Genomic DNA, 17,634 nt, shown 5'->3' with positions numbered 1-17,634 from the left:
GGTGCACTGATAACGTGCCGAAGAGGAGCGCGGCGATAAGCGCACAGGTGCCGTAGATCCCGACATGACGCGCACTCGCCGCGGTCCTGCGCGAGAGCGACCGCGCATAAAGGTGAAGCCTGGCTTCCGCCGACAATTCCCGGATGGTCGATTTCCAACGCACCATCCGGCGAGTATGAATGATCCAGCGCGACGGCTGTAAGACCATCGCGCAAATAGCGATGGAAGCGCCTTTCGGAGCCGCTTTGCAGGCAAAAATTCTCTGGACCGGCCGGTTCCGGGAATCCTATTCGTTAAACTTCAAGCCAGATGGAACCCGGTCGATAACGCTGAGATGACTGGCTCCCGTGGGGTAGGCAAAGGCACGCCCTCGCGCGCCATGCCCATCGACGAGGCGGGCCCGCTTTGCTCTGCCCGCCCCACGACATTGAACCGAGTGGCGACGGGCCGCCGCGACTTAGTACACGTCAGCCTGGAAGCGGCCCTTCTTCTTGAGATCGGCGACAAAACTGACGGCCTCGTCGGTCGATCGCGCGCCGAACTGGGCAACGATGTCGACCAACGCACGCTCGACGTCCTTGGCCATGCGCTTGGCATCGCCGCAGATGTAGAGGTGCGCGCCCTCGGCCAGCCACGTCCAGACCTCGCGGCCGAGCTCGCGCATGCGGTCCTGCACGTAGAACTTCTTCTCGCCGTCGCGCGACCAGGCCAGCGACAGGCGCGTCAGCAGGCCCGACGTCTTCATCGCGTTGAGCTCGTCGCGATAGAAGAAGTCGCAATCGCTGCGCTGATGGCCGAAGAAAAGCCAGTTCTTGCCCTGCGCGCCGGTCGCCTTGCGGTCGAGCAGGAAAGCGCGGAACGGCGCGACGCCGGTGCCGGGACCGATCATGATGACTGGAATCTTCGGATCCTGCGGCAGGGCGAAACCGTGCGCCTTCTGCACATAGACCTTGAGCTTGTCGCCCTCGTTGATGCGCTCGCCGAGGAAGGTCGAGGCGACGCCGAGACGCTTGCGCTTGCCGATGACGTAGCGCACGGAATCGACCGTCAGCGACAGCTTGCCGGGCGTCGCATTGTGGGACGAGGAGATCGAATAGAGCCGCGGCTGGAGCGGCTCGAGCGCCTCGACGAACGCTTCCGGATGCGGCCGCGTGCCCGAGAATTTTTGCAGCGCGGCCATCACGTCGAGCGTTGCGGCATCGCCATCGGGATCTTCGCCCTGCGCCAGCGCCCTCGCCTTCTCGCGCTGCGCGCCGCCTGTAATGAAGGAGAGCAGCTCGAACAGCTTGTCGGGCGCGGGTGAAAGAGAAACGTCCTCGACCAGCGCCTCGCGCAGCGTCTTGTTGTTGATCTTGGTGGTGTGGGATGCCCCGAGCAGCGCGATGATCTGATCGACGAGGCCGAGATCGTTGCGCGCGAACACCCCAAAGCTGTCGCCGACGACGTAGTCAAGCTTGCTCTCGGAGAGATCGAACTCGACGTGATAGGTTTCCTTCTCCGAACCGCTCTTGTTGAGCAGGCGCTTCGACAGGAAGGTCGCGTCAGCCGGATTCTCGCGGGCACGGCCGAGCTCGGCTTTCAGGTCCGGTGCGGCCGGCGTGCTCGCGGCCGGGGCCGCTCCTGCCGCAGGCTTTGCGGCCGGCGCCCTGTCGATCTCCTCGGCGAGCTGCTTGAGCATCCGCGCCGTTTCCTTGCCGCCGGGGGCGCAGAGGTTGAGGCGGGCTTCGCTCTTGTTGGCAATCGAGTCCGAATAATCGGCGCAATTGTAGCCGCACTGGCCGCAATCCTGCTGCGCCATCGCCGCCATCATGCGGCGGCGGAGCGGACGTCCCTCCGCAAGCTTCATCCGATCGGCGATCGCCATCGCCGGATCATGCCATGGCGCCTCACCGTCATCGCCGTCGCCTTGCGGCGCCAGGACCGCCCCGTTCTCCGCCGGCGACAGCGGTGTCGAACCGTCGAGACCGAACATGCCGACCAGGAATCCGTTCAGCCACAGCCGCTGGCCTTCACTGAACGGTGCACTGGCCGGAATGATCTCGATCTTGGGAGGCACGGACATCTGGGTCATGCTGCTACTTCCGCTTCGGCGAGTTTGCGCAGGGCTTCCCCGTCATGGCGACGGGAGAAGGTCAGGAACGTCTCTTCGGGCGAGGTGCGATTGGCCAGATAGGCTTTCAGGAGAGCCTCGACAGTCTTCGGCACGTCCTCGGACTTCACGTCGTGAAAAACCTCCTGCCCGATATCGGCATCGGGACCGAAGCCACCGCCGGTGAAGAGGTGATAGCCCTCGACCTGGTCATCCTCGCTCGCGCCCGGCACCTTGGCCGCGATCAGACCGATGTCCGAGATGTAGTGCTGCGCACAGGAGTGATGGCACCCGGTCAGATGGATGTTGAGCGGCGTGTCGAGATTGATACGCTCATCGCACCAGTCGCCGATCGCGGCGGCATGGCGCTTGGTGTCGGAGGCCGCGAACTTGCAGCCGGCATTGCCGGTGCAGGCAATCAGGCCGGCGCGCACGTTCGAGACTTGCGTGGCCAGGCCGATCTTCTCGACAGCCGCGGAGACGAGCGCGATGCTCTCATCGCGTACGCCCGAGATCAGCAGGTTCTGCCAGACCGTCAGGCGGATATCGCCGTCACCGAGATCCTGCGCGATTTTCGCCAGCCCACGCATCTGTTCGCAGGTCAGCTTGCCGACCGGCAGCGCCACGCCGACCCAATTGAGCCCGGCCTGCTTCTGCTTGTGCACGCCGACATGGGCCATGCGGTCGGACAGCGGACGCGACGCCAAAGCCTCGGCCGGCACGCGCGCGAACGGCTTCTTCAGCCGCTCCTCGACCAGCTTGAGGAAGCCGTCGTGCCCCATGATGTCGAGCACGTATTTCAGCCGCGCCTTGTTGCGGTTGGTGCGGTCGCCGTGTTCCACGAAGACGCGCACGATGGCATCGGCAACAGCAGTCGCGTCTTCAGGACGAACGACGATGCCGGAATATTTCGCAAAATCCTTGTGGCCGGTGATGCCGCCGAGGCCGAGCCTGAACCAAATCCCGCCTTCGACACCAAAGCCGTCCTTCACCTCGACCGCGGTGAAAGCGATGTCGTTGGTCTCCTCCAGCGCGGCTATCTTGCCGGCGCCGTCGAAGGCGACGTTGAACTTGCGCGGCAGGCCGAACAACGAGCGGTCGTTGAGGATGTGGTAGTGCCATTCGCGCGCATACGGGCGCGTGTCGAGCAGCTCCTGCGGATCGATGCCGGCCGTCGGCGTGCCCGTGACGTTGCGGATGTTGTCGGCGCCGGCGCCGCGCGAGCACAGTCCGATGTCCTGGATGCCCTCGATCAGCGTCACCGCGTTCTTCGGCTCGATTTCGCGGATCTGGAAGTTGGCGCGCGTGGTGACATGAGTGTAGCCGCCGCCACAGCTTTCTGCGATGTCGGCGAGACCCGCCATCTGCCAGTGCTTGAGGATGCCGTTGGGAATACGCAGGCGCGCCATGTAGGAGGTCTGTGCCGGTGCCACCCAGAAGATGCCGTAATAGCGCCAGCGGAAATTATCCGCCGGCGTCGGGTTGGCGTTGTTGCGCGCCTGGTCCTTCAGGCGCTCATAGGCATCGAAGGGATGCATCTCACGCTTGAACTTCTCCTGGTCGACGAGCTTCTTGCCCGCCGCCGTGAGCTTGTCCTGCGCCTTGATCGCCGCAGCGTCCGGGCCGGTTGGCTCGGCGGGAGCACCAGCCGCAGGCGCGCCGCCGGCTGCAAAAGCGCGCCCGACACGTCCGACCTGCATGCCGGACATGAAACCTTCGAGGTAGCGCTTCTGCTCGTCGGAGAAATCGGTCGTGGGTGCTGCTTCGAGTTTCATGAGCTGAATGGACCTACTCTGCTGGCTGGGCCACGACCTGCGCCATCTCGGTCGCCGGCTTTGCGGGCTTGTATGTCGCGTAGAGCGCAAGGCCGGTGAAGACGAAGCCACCGACGATGTTGCCTAAGGTCACGGGGATCTGATTCCACAGCCACCAATCCGAAAGGCTGACCTTGGCGCCAAGAAGCATGCCGGTCGGGATGACGAACATGTTGACGACGGCGTGCTCGAAGCCGAGCGCGAAGAACAGGAAGATCGGCAGCCAGGTCGCAGCGATCTTGCCGACGGTCGAGGTCGAGGTCATCGCCATGACGACGCCAAGGCAGACCAGCCAGTTGCAGAGGATCGCCTTGACGAAGACCGAGACCATGCCGGCGGTGCCGATCGCGGCATTGGCGATGGTCTTGGCTTCGGCGACCGCGACGATGCGCGCGGCGACGCCGCTGACCTCGACCTTGCCCATGTTGGTCAGCGAGATCGCGATCAGCACGCCAAAGGCGAGGCTGCCCAGCAAATTGGCAACGAAGACCCAGGACCAGTTGGCGATCACCGCATTCCAGGTGGCTTTACCCTCGAGGCGGGCGAGCGGGACGATGGCGAAGCTGCCGGTAACGAGTTCGAGGCCGAGCAGCACGATCATCACGAGGCTGACCGGGAAGATCAGCGCGCCGACGATGGGCTGGCCGGTCGTGAGAGCGGCGCCGAAGGCGAGCGTGGTGGCGGCCCCGAGTAGGGCTCCCGAGATCGCGCCGCGGATCAGAATGTCGCGCGGGGCGAGCGCCAGCTTCTTCACGCTGGCATCGACCATCGAGGCCACGACATCAGAAGGTTTCGCGTAATCCATATCGAAGCTCCAGCTCGCCGCGCGATAGGCGGCCTCAACGGGGTTGAACGGACGATGATCGCTGGGAGCCGGTCGGGCACGCGCCTCTCGGAACCCTGGCGATCCGGACAGCCTCGTTGCTGCGGAAATCCACCATGGACTCGGAGCCGCCGGCGACCTTGCCGGGCAGCTCGGGCGTACCTATTCAAGGAGTGTGCCAGTGCAGCACAAGCTACAAAATCAGTTGAAAATCAGCGCTTTAGGCTTATATGCAGCGCATGAAATGGATCATGGTTCATGCCACTTCGGGCAGCAACAGCCCAAAGATTAAGCTTCGAATCGGAATGATTAAGTTTTGAGCAGACCCTACGAAGCCCGCCGCCCGATCTCAAACGAGGCGAGATAGCCGCCCAAATCCCGAGGGTCGAACGCCGGCCCGGCAAAGGCGGTAAAGGAGGTGTCGGGCTGGCCATCTCCGCTGCGGCCGAGCGCGGCGTCGTAGAGGTCCGGCCGGAACACGGCCATAGCGGTCCTGAGTGCTTCATTGCTCAGCGCCGTTTGCCCCCAGCGCAGCATCTGGGCGTAGAGCCAGGCGGCCTGGACCGGGTCCGGGCGCCCTGCCCCTTCGCGTCCGACCAGGAGATAGCGCCCGCTCTCGCGCAGCGCGCCCTCGGGCGAGATTTTCAGGCGTCCGGCGAGCGAGCGCTGGATCACCTCGGCATCGACGCCGACGCGCTCGGGCTGCGCCAGGATTCGGGTCGCCTCGGCCAGGTTCTCCCGGTTCTCGATGAATTGGGCCGCCTTCACCGCCGCGCGTACCAGCGCCGCGACGACATCCGGATGCTTGTCGGCCCAAACCTGACGCACGGCCAGCACCTTCTCCGCCGCCCGCACCAGGATGTCGGAGACGAAATGCAGGATGTGGCCGATGCCGAGATCGACCGCGACCGAATTCCAGGGCGCGCCGACGCAGAAGGCATCGACATGGCCGTTCTTGAGGCTGTCCACCATGTAGGGCGGCGGCAACACCACGAGACGTACGTCCTCGTCGGGGTCGACGCCGGCGGCCGCCATCCAGAACCGGAGCTGATAATTGTGGGTCGAGAACGGAAACGTCATGCCGAAGGTCAGCGGATCGGCGCCCGCCTTGCGCCTGATGGCCACGACCTTCGCCAGCGCCCTGGCCGTCGCGAGCGGATCGAAACGGTCGCCGTCGATCACCTCCATCAGCGCGGCATGGAGCGTCGGCGAGACCGTGATCGCATTGCCGTTGATGCCGAGATTGAGGGGCGCCACGATGGGCACCTTGACGTGGCCGAGCCCGAGCGAGGATGCGATCGCGACCGGTGCCAGCAGATGCGCGGCGTCGAACAGGCCGATATTGAGCTTGTCGCGGACGTTGGACCAGGACACTTCGCGCACCAGCTCGACCTCGAGCCCTTCGGCCGCGGTAAATCCCTTGTCGACGGCGATGATGAGCGCGGCAGCATCGACCAGCGGAATGAATCCGATGCGAAGCGGAGCGGTCATTTGAGCATCTCCGACGCGGTGATGATCGACTGCGCGATCTCGCCGATTTTCTTCTTCTCGCGCATGGCGGTCGAACGCAGCAGCACGTAGGCCTCGTCCTCGGTGAGGCTCTTGACCTTCATCAGGATGCCCTTGGCCTTCTCGATGATCTTACGGTCCTCGAGTTGCGACTTGGTGCGCTCCAGCTCCTCCTGGAGCTTTGCGAAGGCGTTGAAGCGTGACACGCAGAGATCGAGGATCGGCTTGATGCGCTCCTTCTTCAAGCCGTCGACGATGTAGGCCGACACGCCGGCCTCGACCGAGGCCTGGATCGAGGCGGAGTCGCTCTGGTCGACGAACATCGCGATCGGTCGTTTCACGGCGCGGCTCACCTGGAACATCGCCTCCAGCACGTCGCGGCTGGGGTTTTCCAGATCGATCAGGATGATGTCGGGATCTACCGCATAAATACGGGCCAGCAGGCTCTGCATCTCGCGGATATGGACGACTTGCGTGAATCCGGCCTCGCGCAACCCCTCCTCGAGGATCGCGGCCCGGACGGGGCTTTCGTCGACGATCACGATTTTGGGTGACTGTTCGGCGCTCATAGCTCACTCATCGCGGCGATTCATCCATAGCATGCCGGAAGGCGATGCAAAGGGTGGTAATTGTGAGCAATTGGGACTAGCCGAGGATCATCCATCAGGCAGATGAGATCCGGGCCAGACGGCTGCGCTCAAGCTCGGCTGCGACCAGCCGCGGCGCTCCTGACCGCCGGGACGCGCTTTGCACGGGAGCGAACGCCGCGTTTCGCCGTGGCCGGCTCCGTCGGGCGCGTGATCGGAAACGTCTCGCGCATATGCGCGGCGAGCATTGCACAATAATCAGTCGCGAAGCGCGGCAACGGGCGCCGCTTGTCCCATGAGATGGTCAGGGCCTCCTGCAAGACGCGTCGTCGATGCGTGAGACCGACGATCCTCAATCGGTAACGCCAGCACTGCAGTTGGGAAGGAACGATCGCTACGCCGTGGCCTGCCTCGGCGAGCGCCAGCAAGGTATGCGGATTACGACTCTCGAACGCGATCGTCGGTTTGAGCCCCGCCACCCGGCTTGCCGCGTCGAAGGCACGGCGAAACCCGAACCCGCCGTCCATCAGCAGCAACGGAAGCCCAGCGAGATCGGCGATTTCGATGGTACGGTTCGGGCCGAGGGGCGTCGAAGGGTGACACACAGCCAGCAACTGCACGGATCCAAGCGGCAGACTGCCGAAGTGCCGTTCGTCCAGCCTGACCGCGTGCAGCAGGTTCTGGCCGAGATGGATTTCGCCACGTTCGAGCATGGTCAATATTTCGCTGCCCGTACCCTCCCTGATCCTGATCTCGACCTTGGGATATTGCTTCGCGTACAGGTGAAGAAATTGCGATAGCACGCTCTCGATGTGCTGCGGCGACCCGGCGATCTTGAGAACCCCCGTGTCGCCTTGACGGAGCGACTGAGCCTGCTCCTGCAGCGAACTGACACTGTTGAGCAGCAGGCGGCACCCTGCAATCAACTGCTCGCCCTCGCCGGTCAGCAGAAGACGGCGCCCGACCCGATCGAACAGCCGCAAGCCGAGCTCCTGCTCGAGCGCGATGATTTGCCTGGACAAGGCCGGCTGGGCGACACGCAGCCGCAGAGCAGCCTTCGAGACGGTGCCGAGCTCGGCCACGGTCAGAAACGTGAGGGCCTGTCGAAGGTTCATGCCCGCTTATACCACTCAGGCATAAGTCGTGAGAGAATATATGTATTGGACGCACCTTGAATTCCCGCGGAGAGTCCGGCGCAGCTTACGGCTTGCGGCAGCGGCAAAGCATGAGTGGGAGGCTCACATGAATTCGCGATGCAGAATCGGTCTCGTGGTGTTGGCGTGTACCGCATTGGGCGCCCTCGGCAGCCGGGCGCTGCATGGTGAAACGTCCCGGCCCGCTTATCTGATCGGTCAAATCGACGTCTCCGATCCCGATGGCTATGCCAGGGAATATCTCCCCAAGGCGAGGGAGATCATCAAGGCCCATGGCGGGAAACTGGTTGCTGCAGCAGGCGCGGCGGCAACCGGTGCACAGGTCATTGCCGTTGATGGAAACCCGCCCAAACGCGTGGTGATCTACATGTATCCGAGCATGGAGGCGCTTCGGGCCTGGCGAAACGACCCGGCCTACGTAAAAGTTCGAGCCGTCGGCGAGAAATATGCCACGTATCATACATTTGCCGTCGAGGGCGCCGCCAACCAGCCTTGATCGTCAACAGCAGCCGCGCGCCGGGCACAAAGCCTGACGCGGCTGCCGCCAGCCATGTCTCATTTTACCGGCGCCAGGCCGGCCGTAGCGGTTGAATTTTGTCATCGGATCAATTACTTCGAACGCAATTCCGAACAATTCAGCAGCAGGTTCCAGGCGATACATGGAAAGAGCGCCGCGTATTTCATTCACGTCACTCGGCTGCCCCAAGGCATTGGTGGATTCCGAGCGCATCATCACGCGCCTGCGCGCCGAGGGCTATGAGCTCGCCCGCAGGCATGACGGTGCCGACATCGTCATCGTCAACACCTGTGGCTTCCTCGACAGCGCCAAGCAGGAATCGCTCTCGGCGATCGGCGAGGCCATGGCCGAGAACGGCAAGGTGATCGTGACCGGCTGCATGGGCGCCGAGCCCGAGCAGATCGAGGAGGCCTATCCCGGTGTCCTCTCGATCACCGGTCCGCAGCAATATGAGAGTGTGCTCGATGCCGTGCATCGCGCTTTGCCGCCCGCGCACAACCCGCATCTCGACCTGGTGCCGCCGCAGGGCATCAAGCTGACGCCGCGTCACTACGCGTATCTCAAGATTTCCGAAGGCTGCAACAACCGCTGCACCTTCTGCATCATCCCGAAACTGCGCGGCGACCTGGTCTCGCGTCCGGCCGATGACGTGCTGCGCGAGGCCGAGCGCCTGGTCGGCGCCGGCGTCAAGGAATTGCTCGTCATCTCGCAGGACACCTCGGCCTATGGTGTCGATCTCAAATATGCCGAGAGCCCGTGGAAGGATCGTCAGGTCCGCGCCAAATTCCTCGACCTCGCGCGCGAGCTTGGCGAACTCGGCGCCTGGGTGCGGCTGCAATATGTCTACCCCTACCCGCATGTCGACGAGGTCATCGCGCTGATGAACGAGGGCAAGGTGCTGCCCTATCTCGACATCCCGTTCCAGCATGCGAGCCCCGAGGTGCTGAAGGCGATGAAGCGCCCGGCCGCGCAGGACAAGACGCTGGCGCGCATCAAGCGCTGGCGCGAGGAATGTCCTGACCTCGCCTTGCGCTCGACCTTCATCGTCGGCTTCCCCGGCGAGACGGATGCCGACTTCGCCTATCTGCTGGACTGGCTCGATGAAGCCGAAATCGATCGCCTCGGCTGCTTCAAATACGAGCCCGTCGCGGGCGCGACGTCGAATGCGATCGCCAATCCCGTGCCCGAAGAAATCAAGCAGGAGCGCTACAACGCACTGATGGCGCGCCAGCAGAAGATTTCGGCGCGCCGGCTGAAGCGCAAGGTCGGCACGCGCCAGCAGATCATCATCGATGAAGTCGGACCTACCGTTGCAAAGGGCCGCTCAAAGGCCGATGCGCCGGAGATCGACGGCGCGGTGTATCTGTCGAGCCGCCGCCCCCTGCGCGTCGGCGAGATCGTCACCGCGAAGATCGAACGGGCCGATCAATACGATCTGCACGGCAGCGTCGCGGGATTTTGAGGCTGCTCCGTCATTGCGGGCGTAGCGAAGCAACCCATAGTGTCGCCGCCGAGGGATTCTGGATTGCTTCGCTACGCTCGCAATGACGCCGTGGATGCAATCAGGCCAGCCATTTCGGGACCCAGCGCTCCGGGCGCGGGGCGCGAGCGAGATCGGCCTTGGCTTCGGCGAGCAATGCCGGCTCGCCATCGATGATCGGGCGCACGTCGTACTCAAAATTCGGCATGACGCGGCCGTCGGCATAAAGGCCGAATTTCATCGCGTACCACAGCCCGAGCTCGGGCTGGGCGCGGCGCATCTCCTCGCGCAGATCGCGCAAGAGGGATTCGATCGAGCCGGCTTCCTCGAACGGTTGCGGTCCGCGCGACAGGACGCGCGCCTCGTATTGCTTGCCTGATATCGCGACCTCGAAAAGCGTCTTGTCCCAGGACTTCTTGCCCTTCGGCAGATGCGCGGCGAGCCGCCAGCCGAGTTCGGCCATCAGACGATGATTGGCCCAATAATCCTCACGGTCCCGGCTCCACTTCTCGACGAAGCCGCGGAAATCGGGCAGTTCGCCGTCCTCGCAGGCAACGGGTTCGCCGGTCGGCCTTCGGGCGAGCCACTGCGCAAGCTCGACCGTCTGGGGCTCGACTTCGTCGTGCGGGCGCAGGTCGTGCCAGGCGTTGTCGAATTGCTGCGAGGTCAGCTTCGACAGCAGCGCGTCGAGAGACGGCGCGAGCAGCTCATAGTCGCCCTCAGAGCCTAACCCCACCATCGGGGGATCGTCCCGGTCGAGACCGGCACCGTACCAGCCGCCGACGGCTGAACCGTCAGGCAGGCGCATGAACAGTGCGAAGCGGTCGCGCAAGGGGCTGCCGTCGAAGATCGGGGCCTGGTCGGAGAACTGGCCCTGCAGCGAGAAGCAGCCGACGCTGCCCCAGGGGCGCCCGTTCAGCCAGCCGGCAAAATCGAGCAGCAAAGGCGGCGCCTCGATGCCCGGCGGAAACGCGCCGCGAATGCTGTCGAGGTCGATCGGATAAGGCGTGTCGGACAAGGCTGAAAACTGTCTGGTTGGTCCCGTCCCTCTTGGTCTGTCCCGAACGAGGTCCGGTTCGAACCAATTCGCGTCCCGAGATCACAAACGCGCTAGAGGCTTGTTGGTTTCTGCGCAGCAAACACATGACATGCAATCACAGGATCGATATCCGGCCAGGGCTGCGCGCGCTGGCCACTGCGTTGACCCTGCTCACGTTTCCAGCCGCCGCGCAATCCCCGTCGGCGGCGCAGGCGCGACAATGGTGCTTCGGTTCCGACGAGGTCAGCGACGAGCAGCGGCTCGCAGGCTGCTCGGCCCTGCTGAAGGCCAATCCGTCGAACGCGGTCGCACTCGCCAACCGCGGCGAGATCTATCGGCGCAAGGGCGAGACCGAGCGCGCCTTGGCCGATCTCAACCGTGCGATCGACCTCGACGCCAGCGATGCCGTCGCGTGGTACAATCGCGGCATCGTCCATGACGATCTCGGCGACCGCGACCACGCCATCCTGGACTATACGCGGGCCATCCGGCTCGTTCCGGATGAGGCGCAGTACTACAACAACCGCGGCAATTCCTACATCGGCAAGAACGAGTATGGGCGGGCGCTCGCCGACTACGATCGCGCGATCAAACTCGATCCGAAGTTCGCGCTCGCCTTCTACAACCGCGGCAGCGCCTATCGCGAACATGGCGAGGCCGATCGTGCGCTGGCCGATCTCGACACCTCGATCAGGCTCAATCCGGCCTATGGCCCCGCCTATGGCAATCGCGCACGCATCTTTCGCGATCGCGGCGACCGCGCCCGGGCGCTCGCCGATTTCGGCAAGTCGGTTGAGCTCTCGCCGGACAACGACCGCGATTTCTATGCGCGCGCCAACATGTATTTTGAGACGCACGATTATGCGCTGGCGCTTGCGGATTACGATCGTGCGCTCAAGGCCAATGCGAGCTATTCCGGCGTGTTCAATTCGCGCTGCATGACGCGTGCAATCCTCGGGCGTCTGCAGGAGGCCCTGGCCGATTGCGAGCAGTCGCTGCGGATGGCCCCGAACGATCCTGATACGCTGGACAGCCGCGCCCTCGCCTATCTCAAGCTCGGCAATCTCGACGCGGCGATCACCGACTACGACGCCGCGCTGCGAGCGAAGCCGGAGCTCGGCAGCTCGCTCTATGGACGTGGGCTTGCGAAGCGGAAGAAGGGCGACACTGCAGGTGCCGAGCGCGACATCGCCGCCGCGAAAGCGATCGACGCCGGGGTCGCCGACGTGTTTTCGCATTACAACGTTCAGTAACCCGCTTGACAACTCCTGCCCTTCGGCTGTACGGACCCGCCCCATGATCAAGACTCGGACCCATCTGCGCCAGGCCATGCGTCGTCGCTCCCGCGACGATGATGGGTTGCGCCATGTCCGACGACGCCGCTGAACCAGTAAATTCAGCACAGTTTTCGAGAAGGCCGCACCCGCAAAGTGCGGCCTTCTTGCTTTTCGCGTCCCTTTTTCACCCGCCCCCAGATCTTCGCTGCCTTGAGAGGAGTTCGACATGACCACCGCCACCCATCCGTATGACGCGCTCATGGACATCACGGCGCGGCCCAAGGCCGTGTTCGTCCGCGGCGCCGGCTCATACCTCTGGGACGACAGCCGCAAGCGCTATCTCGATTTCGTGCAGGGCTGGGCCGTGAACTGCCTCGGTCACTCCCCGCCGGCGGTCGCGGACGCGCTCGCTTCGCAGGCCAAACGACTGCTGACGCCGAGCCCGGCCTTCTACAACGAGCCGAGCCTCAAGCTCGCGCAGACGCTGGTCGAGAACAGCGCCTTCGACCAGGTGTTCTTCGCCAATTCGGGCGCAGAGGCCAACGAGGGCGCGATCAAGCTCGCGCGCAAATATGGCAGCCTGCACAAGGGCGGCGCGTTCGAAATCATCACCTTCGAAGGCGGCTTCCACGGCAGAACGCTGGCGACGATGTCGGCCTCGGGCAAGAAGGCCTTCGAGCCGCTGTTCGAGCCGAAGGTTGCCGGCTTCAAGAAGGCGAAGCTGAACGACATCGCCTCGGTCGCGGCGCTGATCAACGACAACACCGTCGCTGTCATGCTCGAGCCGATCCAGGGCGAGTCAGGCGTGTGGCCGGCGACCGATCCGTTCCTGCAGGAGCTGCGCGCGCTCACCGAGGCGCACGGCCTGTTGCTGATTTTCGACGAGATCCAGACCGGCATGGGCCGGACCGGAAAACTCTTCCACTATGAGCACACAGGAATCGCGCCCGACATCATGACGCTCGGCAAGGGCATCGGCGGCGGCGTGCCGCTCGCAGCGCTGCTTGCGACCGAACGCGCCTCCTGCTTCGAGCACGGCGACCAGGGCGGCACGTTCAACGGCAACCCGTTGATGTGCGCGGCCGGGCTGGCTGTGCTCGAAGACGTCGGCAAGCCGGAGTTCCTGAAGCAGGTCACCGAGACGGGCCTGCTGCTTGAAAGCGAACTGCAGAAAGTCTCGGCGCGGCACGGCCTCGGCGCCGTGCGCGGCCGCGGCCTGTTGCTCGCGCTCGATCTCAAGCTGCCGATCGCGCCCGGCATCGTCGCGCAGGCGTTCGAAGCCGGCGTGCTGCTGAATGCGCCGCAGCTCGACACGCTGCGCTTCATGCCTGCGCTGAATGTCACCAAGGCAGAGATCGCCGAGATGACCTGTTGTCTCGACGGGATTTTGACCAAGGCGGGGGCGGCAAGACGCGTGGCGTAAGGCTCGTCATTGCGAGGAGCGAAGCGACGAAGCAATCCGGACGATTTCCGCGGAAGCAGTTCTGGATTGCTTCGCTTCGCTCGCAATGACGGTGACCTACGGCTTCAGGATCGACGCGCCGGTCGTCTTGCGGCTTTCGAGATCAATATGGGCCTTCGCGGCGTCCTTCAGCGCATAGGCGTGATTGATCGGCACATGCAGCTTGCCGTTGATGACGGCGGAAAACAGCGTGTCGGCGCCTTCCAGCAGTTCCTTGCGGGTGCCGATATAGTCGTTGAGCTTCGGCCGGGTCGCGAACAGCGAGCCGTGATTATTGAGTTCAGCGATCGAGAACGGCGGCACGGGACCTGAGGCATTGCCGAACGAGACGAACATGCCGCGCGGTTTCAGGCAGGACAGCGAGCCTGGAAAGGTCGACTTGCCGACGCCGTCATAGACGACGTCGCAGCCTTCGTTGCGGCTGATCTGCTTCACGCGGGCGACGAAGTCTTCCTCGTTGTAGAGGATCACGTGGTCGCAGCCATTGGCTTCCGCGAGTTCGGCCTTCTCGCGCGAACCGACTGTGCCGATGACATGCGCACCGAGCGCCCTCGCCCATTGGCAGGCGAGCAGGCCAATGCCCCCGGCTGCGGCGTGGATCAGCACGCGATGATGCGGTTCGACCTTGAAGGTCTTGTGCAGCAGATACCAGACGGTCAGCCCCTTGAGCATTAGCACCGCACCCTGCTCGTGGGTGATGTGGTCGGGCAGCTTGACCAGCTTCTCCCAGGGGATGTTGCGCTCGCTCGCATACGCGCCGAGATTGTGGTAGTAGGCAACGCGATCGCCGGGGTGGAAATTGGTCACGCCCGGCCCGACCGCGACCACCTCGCCGGAGGCCTCGTTGCCCGCGATGAAGGGCAGCCCCGGCGCCTTGTAGAGGCCGGTGCGGTAATAGACGTCGATGAAGTTCAGGCCGACTGCGTGCTGGCGGATGCGCACCTCGCCAGGTCCGGGCGCCGGGATATCGACGCTCTCATAGACCAGGGCCTCAGGGCCCCCGACCTTGTGCACCCGGACGGCTTTGGTCATCACCTGACCTCCTCTTCTCGCCCTTCAAGCGAAAGACATCACGCCTGCCTTGTCAACTCGACGCCAGCCGAAGCGGCTAGCCGGGCTTCTTCCTGCGATTGCGCTTGGCCAGCACGTTGAAGAACTCCACCGCCGCCGAGAACGCAATTGCGAAATAGATGTAGCCGCGCGGAATGTGAAACTTGAATCCATCAGCGACCAGAGCGACTCCGATCAGCACCAGGAATGCCAGCGCCAGCATCTTGGTGGTCGGATGTTCCGCGACGAATCGCGCCACAGGTCCCGACGAAATGTACATGATCACGCAGGCGATCACGACAGCGGCGACCATGATCTCGATGTCCTGTGCCATGCCGATCGCGGTGATGATCGAGTCCAGCGAGAACACGATGTCGATGACGATGATCTGAGCTATCACCCAGAAGAAGGCGCGGCCGCCGGATTGCTGTTTCCCCTCACCTTCACCGGACTCGACCTCGGCATGGATCTCGTGCGTCGCCTTCGCGATCAGGAACAGGCCACCGCCGATCAGGATAAGGTCGCGCCACGAGAAGTCGTAGCCCGCGAGCGAGAATACCGGCGCGGTCAGCCCGATCAGCCAGACCAGCACGCTGAGCAGGATGATGCGGAAGATCAACGCCAACGCGAGCCCGATCTGACGGGCGCGACTGGCCTGCGGCTCGGGGATGCGCGAGACGATCACCGACAGGAAGATGACGTTGTCGATGCCCAGCACGATCTCGAGCGAAGTCAGGGTCAACAGTGCGGCCCAGGCCTCAGGGCTGGTCAACAAATGCATCATGCGAAGGACCTTGCAAAGCGGATCAATGCGTCGCTGAACGCGATCCAGAGCGCGATCGCACAGAGCGCAATCGTCACGCCGGTGCCGACGTGAAAATCCATCTCCAGCGCATACAGCCCGAGCACGGCCCACAGCGCGATCAGCGACATCGTCAGCCATCGCAGCCGCACGACGCGGACCGGATGCAGCACGTGGAACGGCACGAAGGTCAGCACCACCAGGGCCGTGACCAGCAGGGTCGACGACAGCGGCGGCCAGTGCAGCAGGAACAGATAGAACGCGGCCGCATTCCATAGCGCCGGAAATCCACGGAAATGATTGTCGTCCGCCTTCATGCGCAGATCGGCGAAGTAGAGCGCGCTGGTGACGATGATGGCGATGCCGAGCAAAGGCGCCGCCACCGGCAGCAGCATGCCGCTCGCCACGATCGCATAGGCCGGCACAAAGACATAGGTGACGAAGTCGACCACGAGATCAAGCACGTCGCCCGACCAGTTCGGCTGCACGTTCTTGACGTCGAGCCGGCGCGCGATCGGCCCGTCGACCGCATCGATGACGAGTGCAACACCCAGCCATCCGAACATCGCCGCCCAGTGCTCGCGCACGGCCTCCAGCATCGCCAGCAGTGCAATCGCCGCGCCGAAAGCGGTGAAGACGTGCACCGAAAACGCCGCGGCACGGATCACGGGCGTCGGCTTGAGGGAATCCCCTTGGCTGTCCATTTGAGTTTCCATGGCTTCTGCTACCAGAACGGGACGGGTTTGCACATCCGCCGGCGCGGCATTGCGCCGCGCAATTCGTCATAAAATCAGGCAAAACAGGTGGGCTTGAATTTGCCGCAGGGCGTGTCAAATGTCGCTGCATGACAGATGCTTCGACACACTTTGACGTAAGCGTTATCGGCGGCGGACCGGCAGGCCTTGCGGCCGGAATTGCCTTGGCGCAGGCTGGCGCGCGGACGGCGCTGGTGGCGCGGCACCTGCCCTATGCCGACAACAGGACCACCGCGCTGCTGGGCGCCTCCGTCGATCTTCTGGAAAGCCTCGACGTCTGGTCGCGCTGCAAGGACAAGGCGGCGGCCCTCGAGGTGATGCGCCTCGTCGACGATACCGGCCGGCTGTTCCGGGCGCCGGAGGTCAGGTTCTCCTGCCACGAGATCGGGCGCGAGGCCTTTGGCTACAACATCGACAACCGCTCGCTGATGCTGGCGCTGGAAGCGCGCGCGGCCGAGCTCCCCGATCTCGTCCGCTTCGACGACGAGGCCGACAGCGTCGTCACCGAGACCGACGATGTCGCGATCCGTACGACCTCCGCGCAATTCCTCTCGGCCCGGCTCGTGGTCGGCGCCGACGGCCGGCACTCGCTGTGCCGGGAGGCCGCCGGCATCGCGGTGACACGGCGTGACCTGACGCAGACGGCGCTGACCTTCAATGTCAGGCATATCAGACCGCACCGGAATATCTCGACCGAGTTCCACACGCCGCACGGTCCCTGCGTGTTCGTGCCCCTGCCCGGCGAACGCTCCAGTGTCGTCTGGGTCTCGGCGCCGGCCGAGGCCGAACGGCTTCGTGGCTTGAGCGACGAAGAGCTCTCCGTCGCGATCGAGAAGCAGTCGCATTCCATCCTCGGCCGGATGACGGTCGAACCAGGCCGCAATTTATTCCCGCTGGCGATCGAACGGCCGCAGTCCTTTGCGCGTGACCGGATCGCGCTGGTCGGTGAAGCCGCCCATGTGGTTCCGCCGATCGGCGCCCAAGGCCTCAACCTCGGTCTGCGCGATGCCGCCGACATCGGCAGGCTCGCCGGCGACGCCATCGCATCGGGGCAGGATCCCGGCGCCGACGACGTACTCAAGCGCTACGACCGTGCGCGGCGCCCGGACATTTTGAGCCGAACCTTTGTGATCGACGTGGCCAATCGCTCGCTGCTCAACGACTTCCTGCCGCTCCAGCCGGTCCGCGCCGTCGGCATGCATCTGCTCGGCGCCATCGGCCCACTTCGGCGCCTTGCCATGCGCGAGGGGCTGACGCCGACGTGGCGGCGATAAGC

Annotated in this window: 15 protein-coding genes; 5 read left to right on the top strand and 10 right to left on the bottom strand. The window is 64.1% G+C overall.

Annotation, left to right across the window (positions count from 1 at the left end):
* Positions 1 to 457 precede the first annotated feature (457 nt).
* The 6 genes from JQ631_RS09885 to JQ631_RS09860 all read right to left on the bottom strand — a co-directional run bounded on the left by JQ631_RS09885 (position 458) and on the right by JQ631_RS09860 (position 7,937).
* Entirely contained in the window at positions 458 to 2,071 is a 1,614-nt protein-coding gene (locus JQ631_RS09885; RefSeq protein WP_212325828.1) for a sulfite reductase subunit alpha, read from the bottom strand.
* A complete protein-coding gene (locus JQ631_RS09880) occupies positions 2,068 to 3,864 on the bottom strand; it encodes a NirA family protein (protein ID WP_212325827.1) in 1,797 nt (598 codons plus the stop codon). The genes JQ631_RS09885 and JQ631_RS09880 overlap by 4 nt, the downstream gene beginning before the upstream one ends.
* Before the next feature lie 13 nt (positions 3,865 to 3,877).
* Positions 3,878 to 4,708: a formate/nitrite transporter family protein gene (locus JQ631_RS09875; RefSeq protein ID WP_212325825.1), complete on the bottom strand. Its 831-nt coding sequence runs from the start codon at positions 4,706 to 4,708 to the stop codon at positions 3,878 to 3,880.
* Between the two features lie 345 nt (positions 4,709 to 5,053).
* The gene (locus JQ631_RS09870; protein ID WP_212325824.1) at positions 5,054 to 6,217 is read right to left on the bottom strand and encodes a CmpA/NrtA family ABC transporter substrate-binding protein; all 1,164 of its coding nucleotides are present in this window, start codon (positions 6,215 to 6,217) and stop codon (positions 5,054 to 5,056) included.
* Entirely contained in the window at positions 6,214 to 6,804 is a 591-nt protein-coding gene (locus tag JQ631_RS09865; protein WP_212325823.1) for an ANTAR domain-containing response regulator, read from the bottom strand. Before JQ631_RS09865 ends, JQ631_RS09870 begins: the two co-directional genes overlap by 4 nt.
* Positions 6,805 to 6,932: 128 nt before the next feature.
* On the bottom strand, positions 6,933 to 7,937 hold the full coding sequence (locus JQ631_RS09860) for a LysR family transcriptional regulator (protein WP_212325822.1): 1,005 nt from the start codon (positions 7,935 to 7,937) through the stop codon (positions 6,933 to 6,935).
* Positions 7,938 to 8,064: 127 nt separating this feature from the next.
* On the opposite strand from JQ631_RS09860, the gene JQ631_RS09855 reads away from it, so the two are divergent.
* Both JQ631_RS09855 and rimO read left to right on the top strand, forming a co-directional pair.
* Positions 8,065 to 8,472: a DUF1330 domain-containing protein gene (locus JQ631_RS09855; RefSeq protein ID WP_249160234.1), complete on the top strand. Its 408-nt coding sequence runs from the start codon at positions 8,065 to 8,067 to the stop codon at positions 8,470 to 8,472.
* A gap of 163 nt (positions 8,473 to 8,635) precedes the next feature.
* A complete protein-coding gene (gene rimO / locus JQ631_RS09850; protein ID WP_212325821.1) occupies positions 8,636 to 9,955 on the top strand; it encodes a 30S ribosomal protein S12 methylthiotransferase RimO in 1,320 nt (439 codons plus the stop codon).
* A 100-nt stretch (positions 9,956 to 10,055) separates the two neighbouring features.
* Here rimO and JQ631_RS09845 read toward each other — a convergent pair whose 3' ends face one another.
* Positions 10,056 to 10,991, bottom strand: coding sequence for a hypothetical protein (locus JQ631_RS09845; protein ID WP_212325820.1), 936 nt, complete (start codon positions 10,989 to 10,991; stop codon positions 10,056 to 10,058).
* 125 nt (positions 10,992 to 11,116) lie between these two features.
* Here JQ631_RS09845 and JQ631_RS09840 point away from each other — a divergent pair, with 125 nt between their 5' ends.
* Positions 11,117 to 12,265, top strand: coding sequence for a tetratricopeptide repeat protein (locus tag JQ631_RS09840; RefSeq protein ID WP_212325818.1), 1,149 nt, complete (start codon positions 11,117 to 11,119; stop codon positions 12,263 to 12,265).
* 250 nt (positions 12,266 to 12,515) lie between these two features.
* Positions 12,516 to 13,712 carry an acetylornithine transaminase gene (locus tag JQ631_RS09835; protein WP_212325816.1) on the top strand — a complete coding sequence of 399 codons (1,197 nt, stop codon included), beginning with the start codon at positions 12,516 to 12,518 and terminating at the stop codon, positions 13,710 to 13,712.
* A 96-nt stretch (positions 13,713 to 13,808) separates the two neighbouring features.
* On the opposite strand, the gene JQ631_RS09830 is transcribed toward JQ631_RS09835, so the two are convergent.
* The 3 genes from JQ631_RS09830 to pcsA form a co-directional block, all read right to left on the bottom strand.
* A complete protein-coding gene (locus JQ631_RS09830) occupies positions 13,809 to 14,783 on the bottom strand; it encodes a quinone oxidoreductase family protein (protein WP_212325814.1) in 975 nt (324 codons plus the stop codon).
* A 76-nt stretch (positions 14,784 to 14,859) separates the two neighbouring features.
* Entirely contained in the window at positions 14,860 to 15,585 is a 726-nt protein-coding gene (locus JQ631_RS09825; RefSeq protein ID WP_212325812.1) for a TerC family protein, read from the bottom strand.
* Positions 15,582 to 16,307, bottom strand: coding sequence for a phosphatidylcholine synthase (gene pcsA, locus JQ631_RS09820; RefSeq protein ID WP_249160232.1), 726 nt, complete (start codon positions 16,305 to 16,307; stop codon positions 15,582 to 15,584). The genes JQ631_RS09825 and pcsA overlap by 4 nt, the downstream gene beginning before the upstream one ends.
* 140 nt (positions 16,308 to 16,447) lie before the next feature.
* Here pcsA and JQ631_RS09815 point away from each other — a divergent pair, with 140 nt between their 5' ends.
* The gene (locus JQ631_RS09815; RefSeq protein ID WP_212325808.1) at positions 16,448 to 17,632 is read left to right on the top strand and encodes a UbiH/UbiF family hydroxylase; all 1,185 of its coding nucleotides are present in this window, start codon (positions 16,448 to 16,450) and stop codon (positions 17,630 to 17,632) included.
* Positions 17,633 to 17,634: the final 2 nt, after the last annotated feature.

The organism is Bradyrhizobium manausense (genome assembly GCF_018131105.1).
Lineage (GTDB): Bacteria > Pseudomonadota > Alphaproteobacteria > Rhizobiales > Xanthobacteraceae > Bradyrhizobium > Bradyrhizobium manausense_B.
Note: the sequence above shows the minus strand (reverse complement) of the source record. Positions and strands in the feature narration are given on the sequence as shown.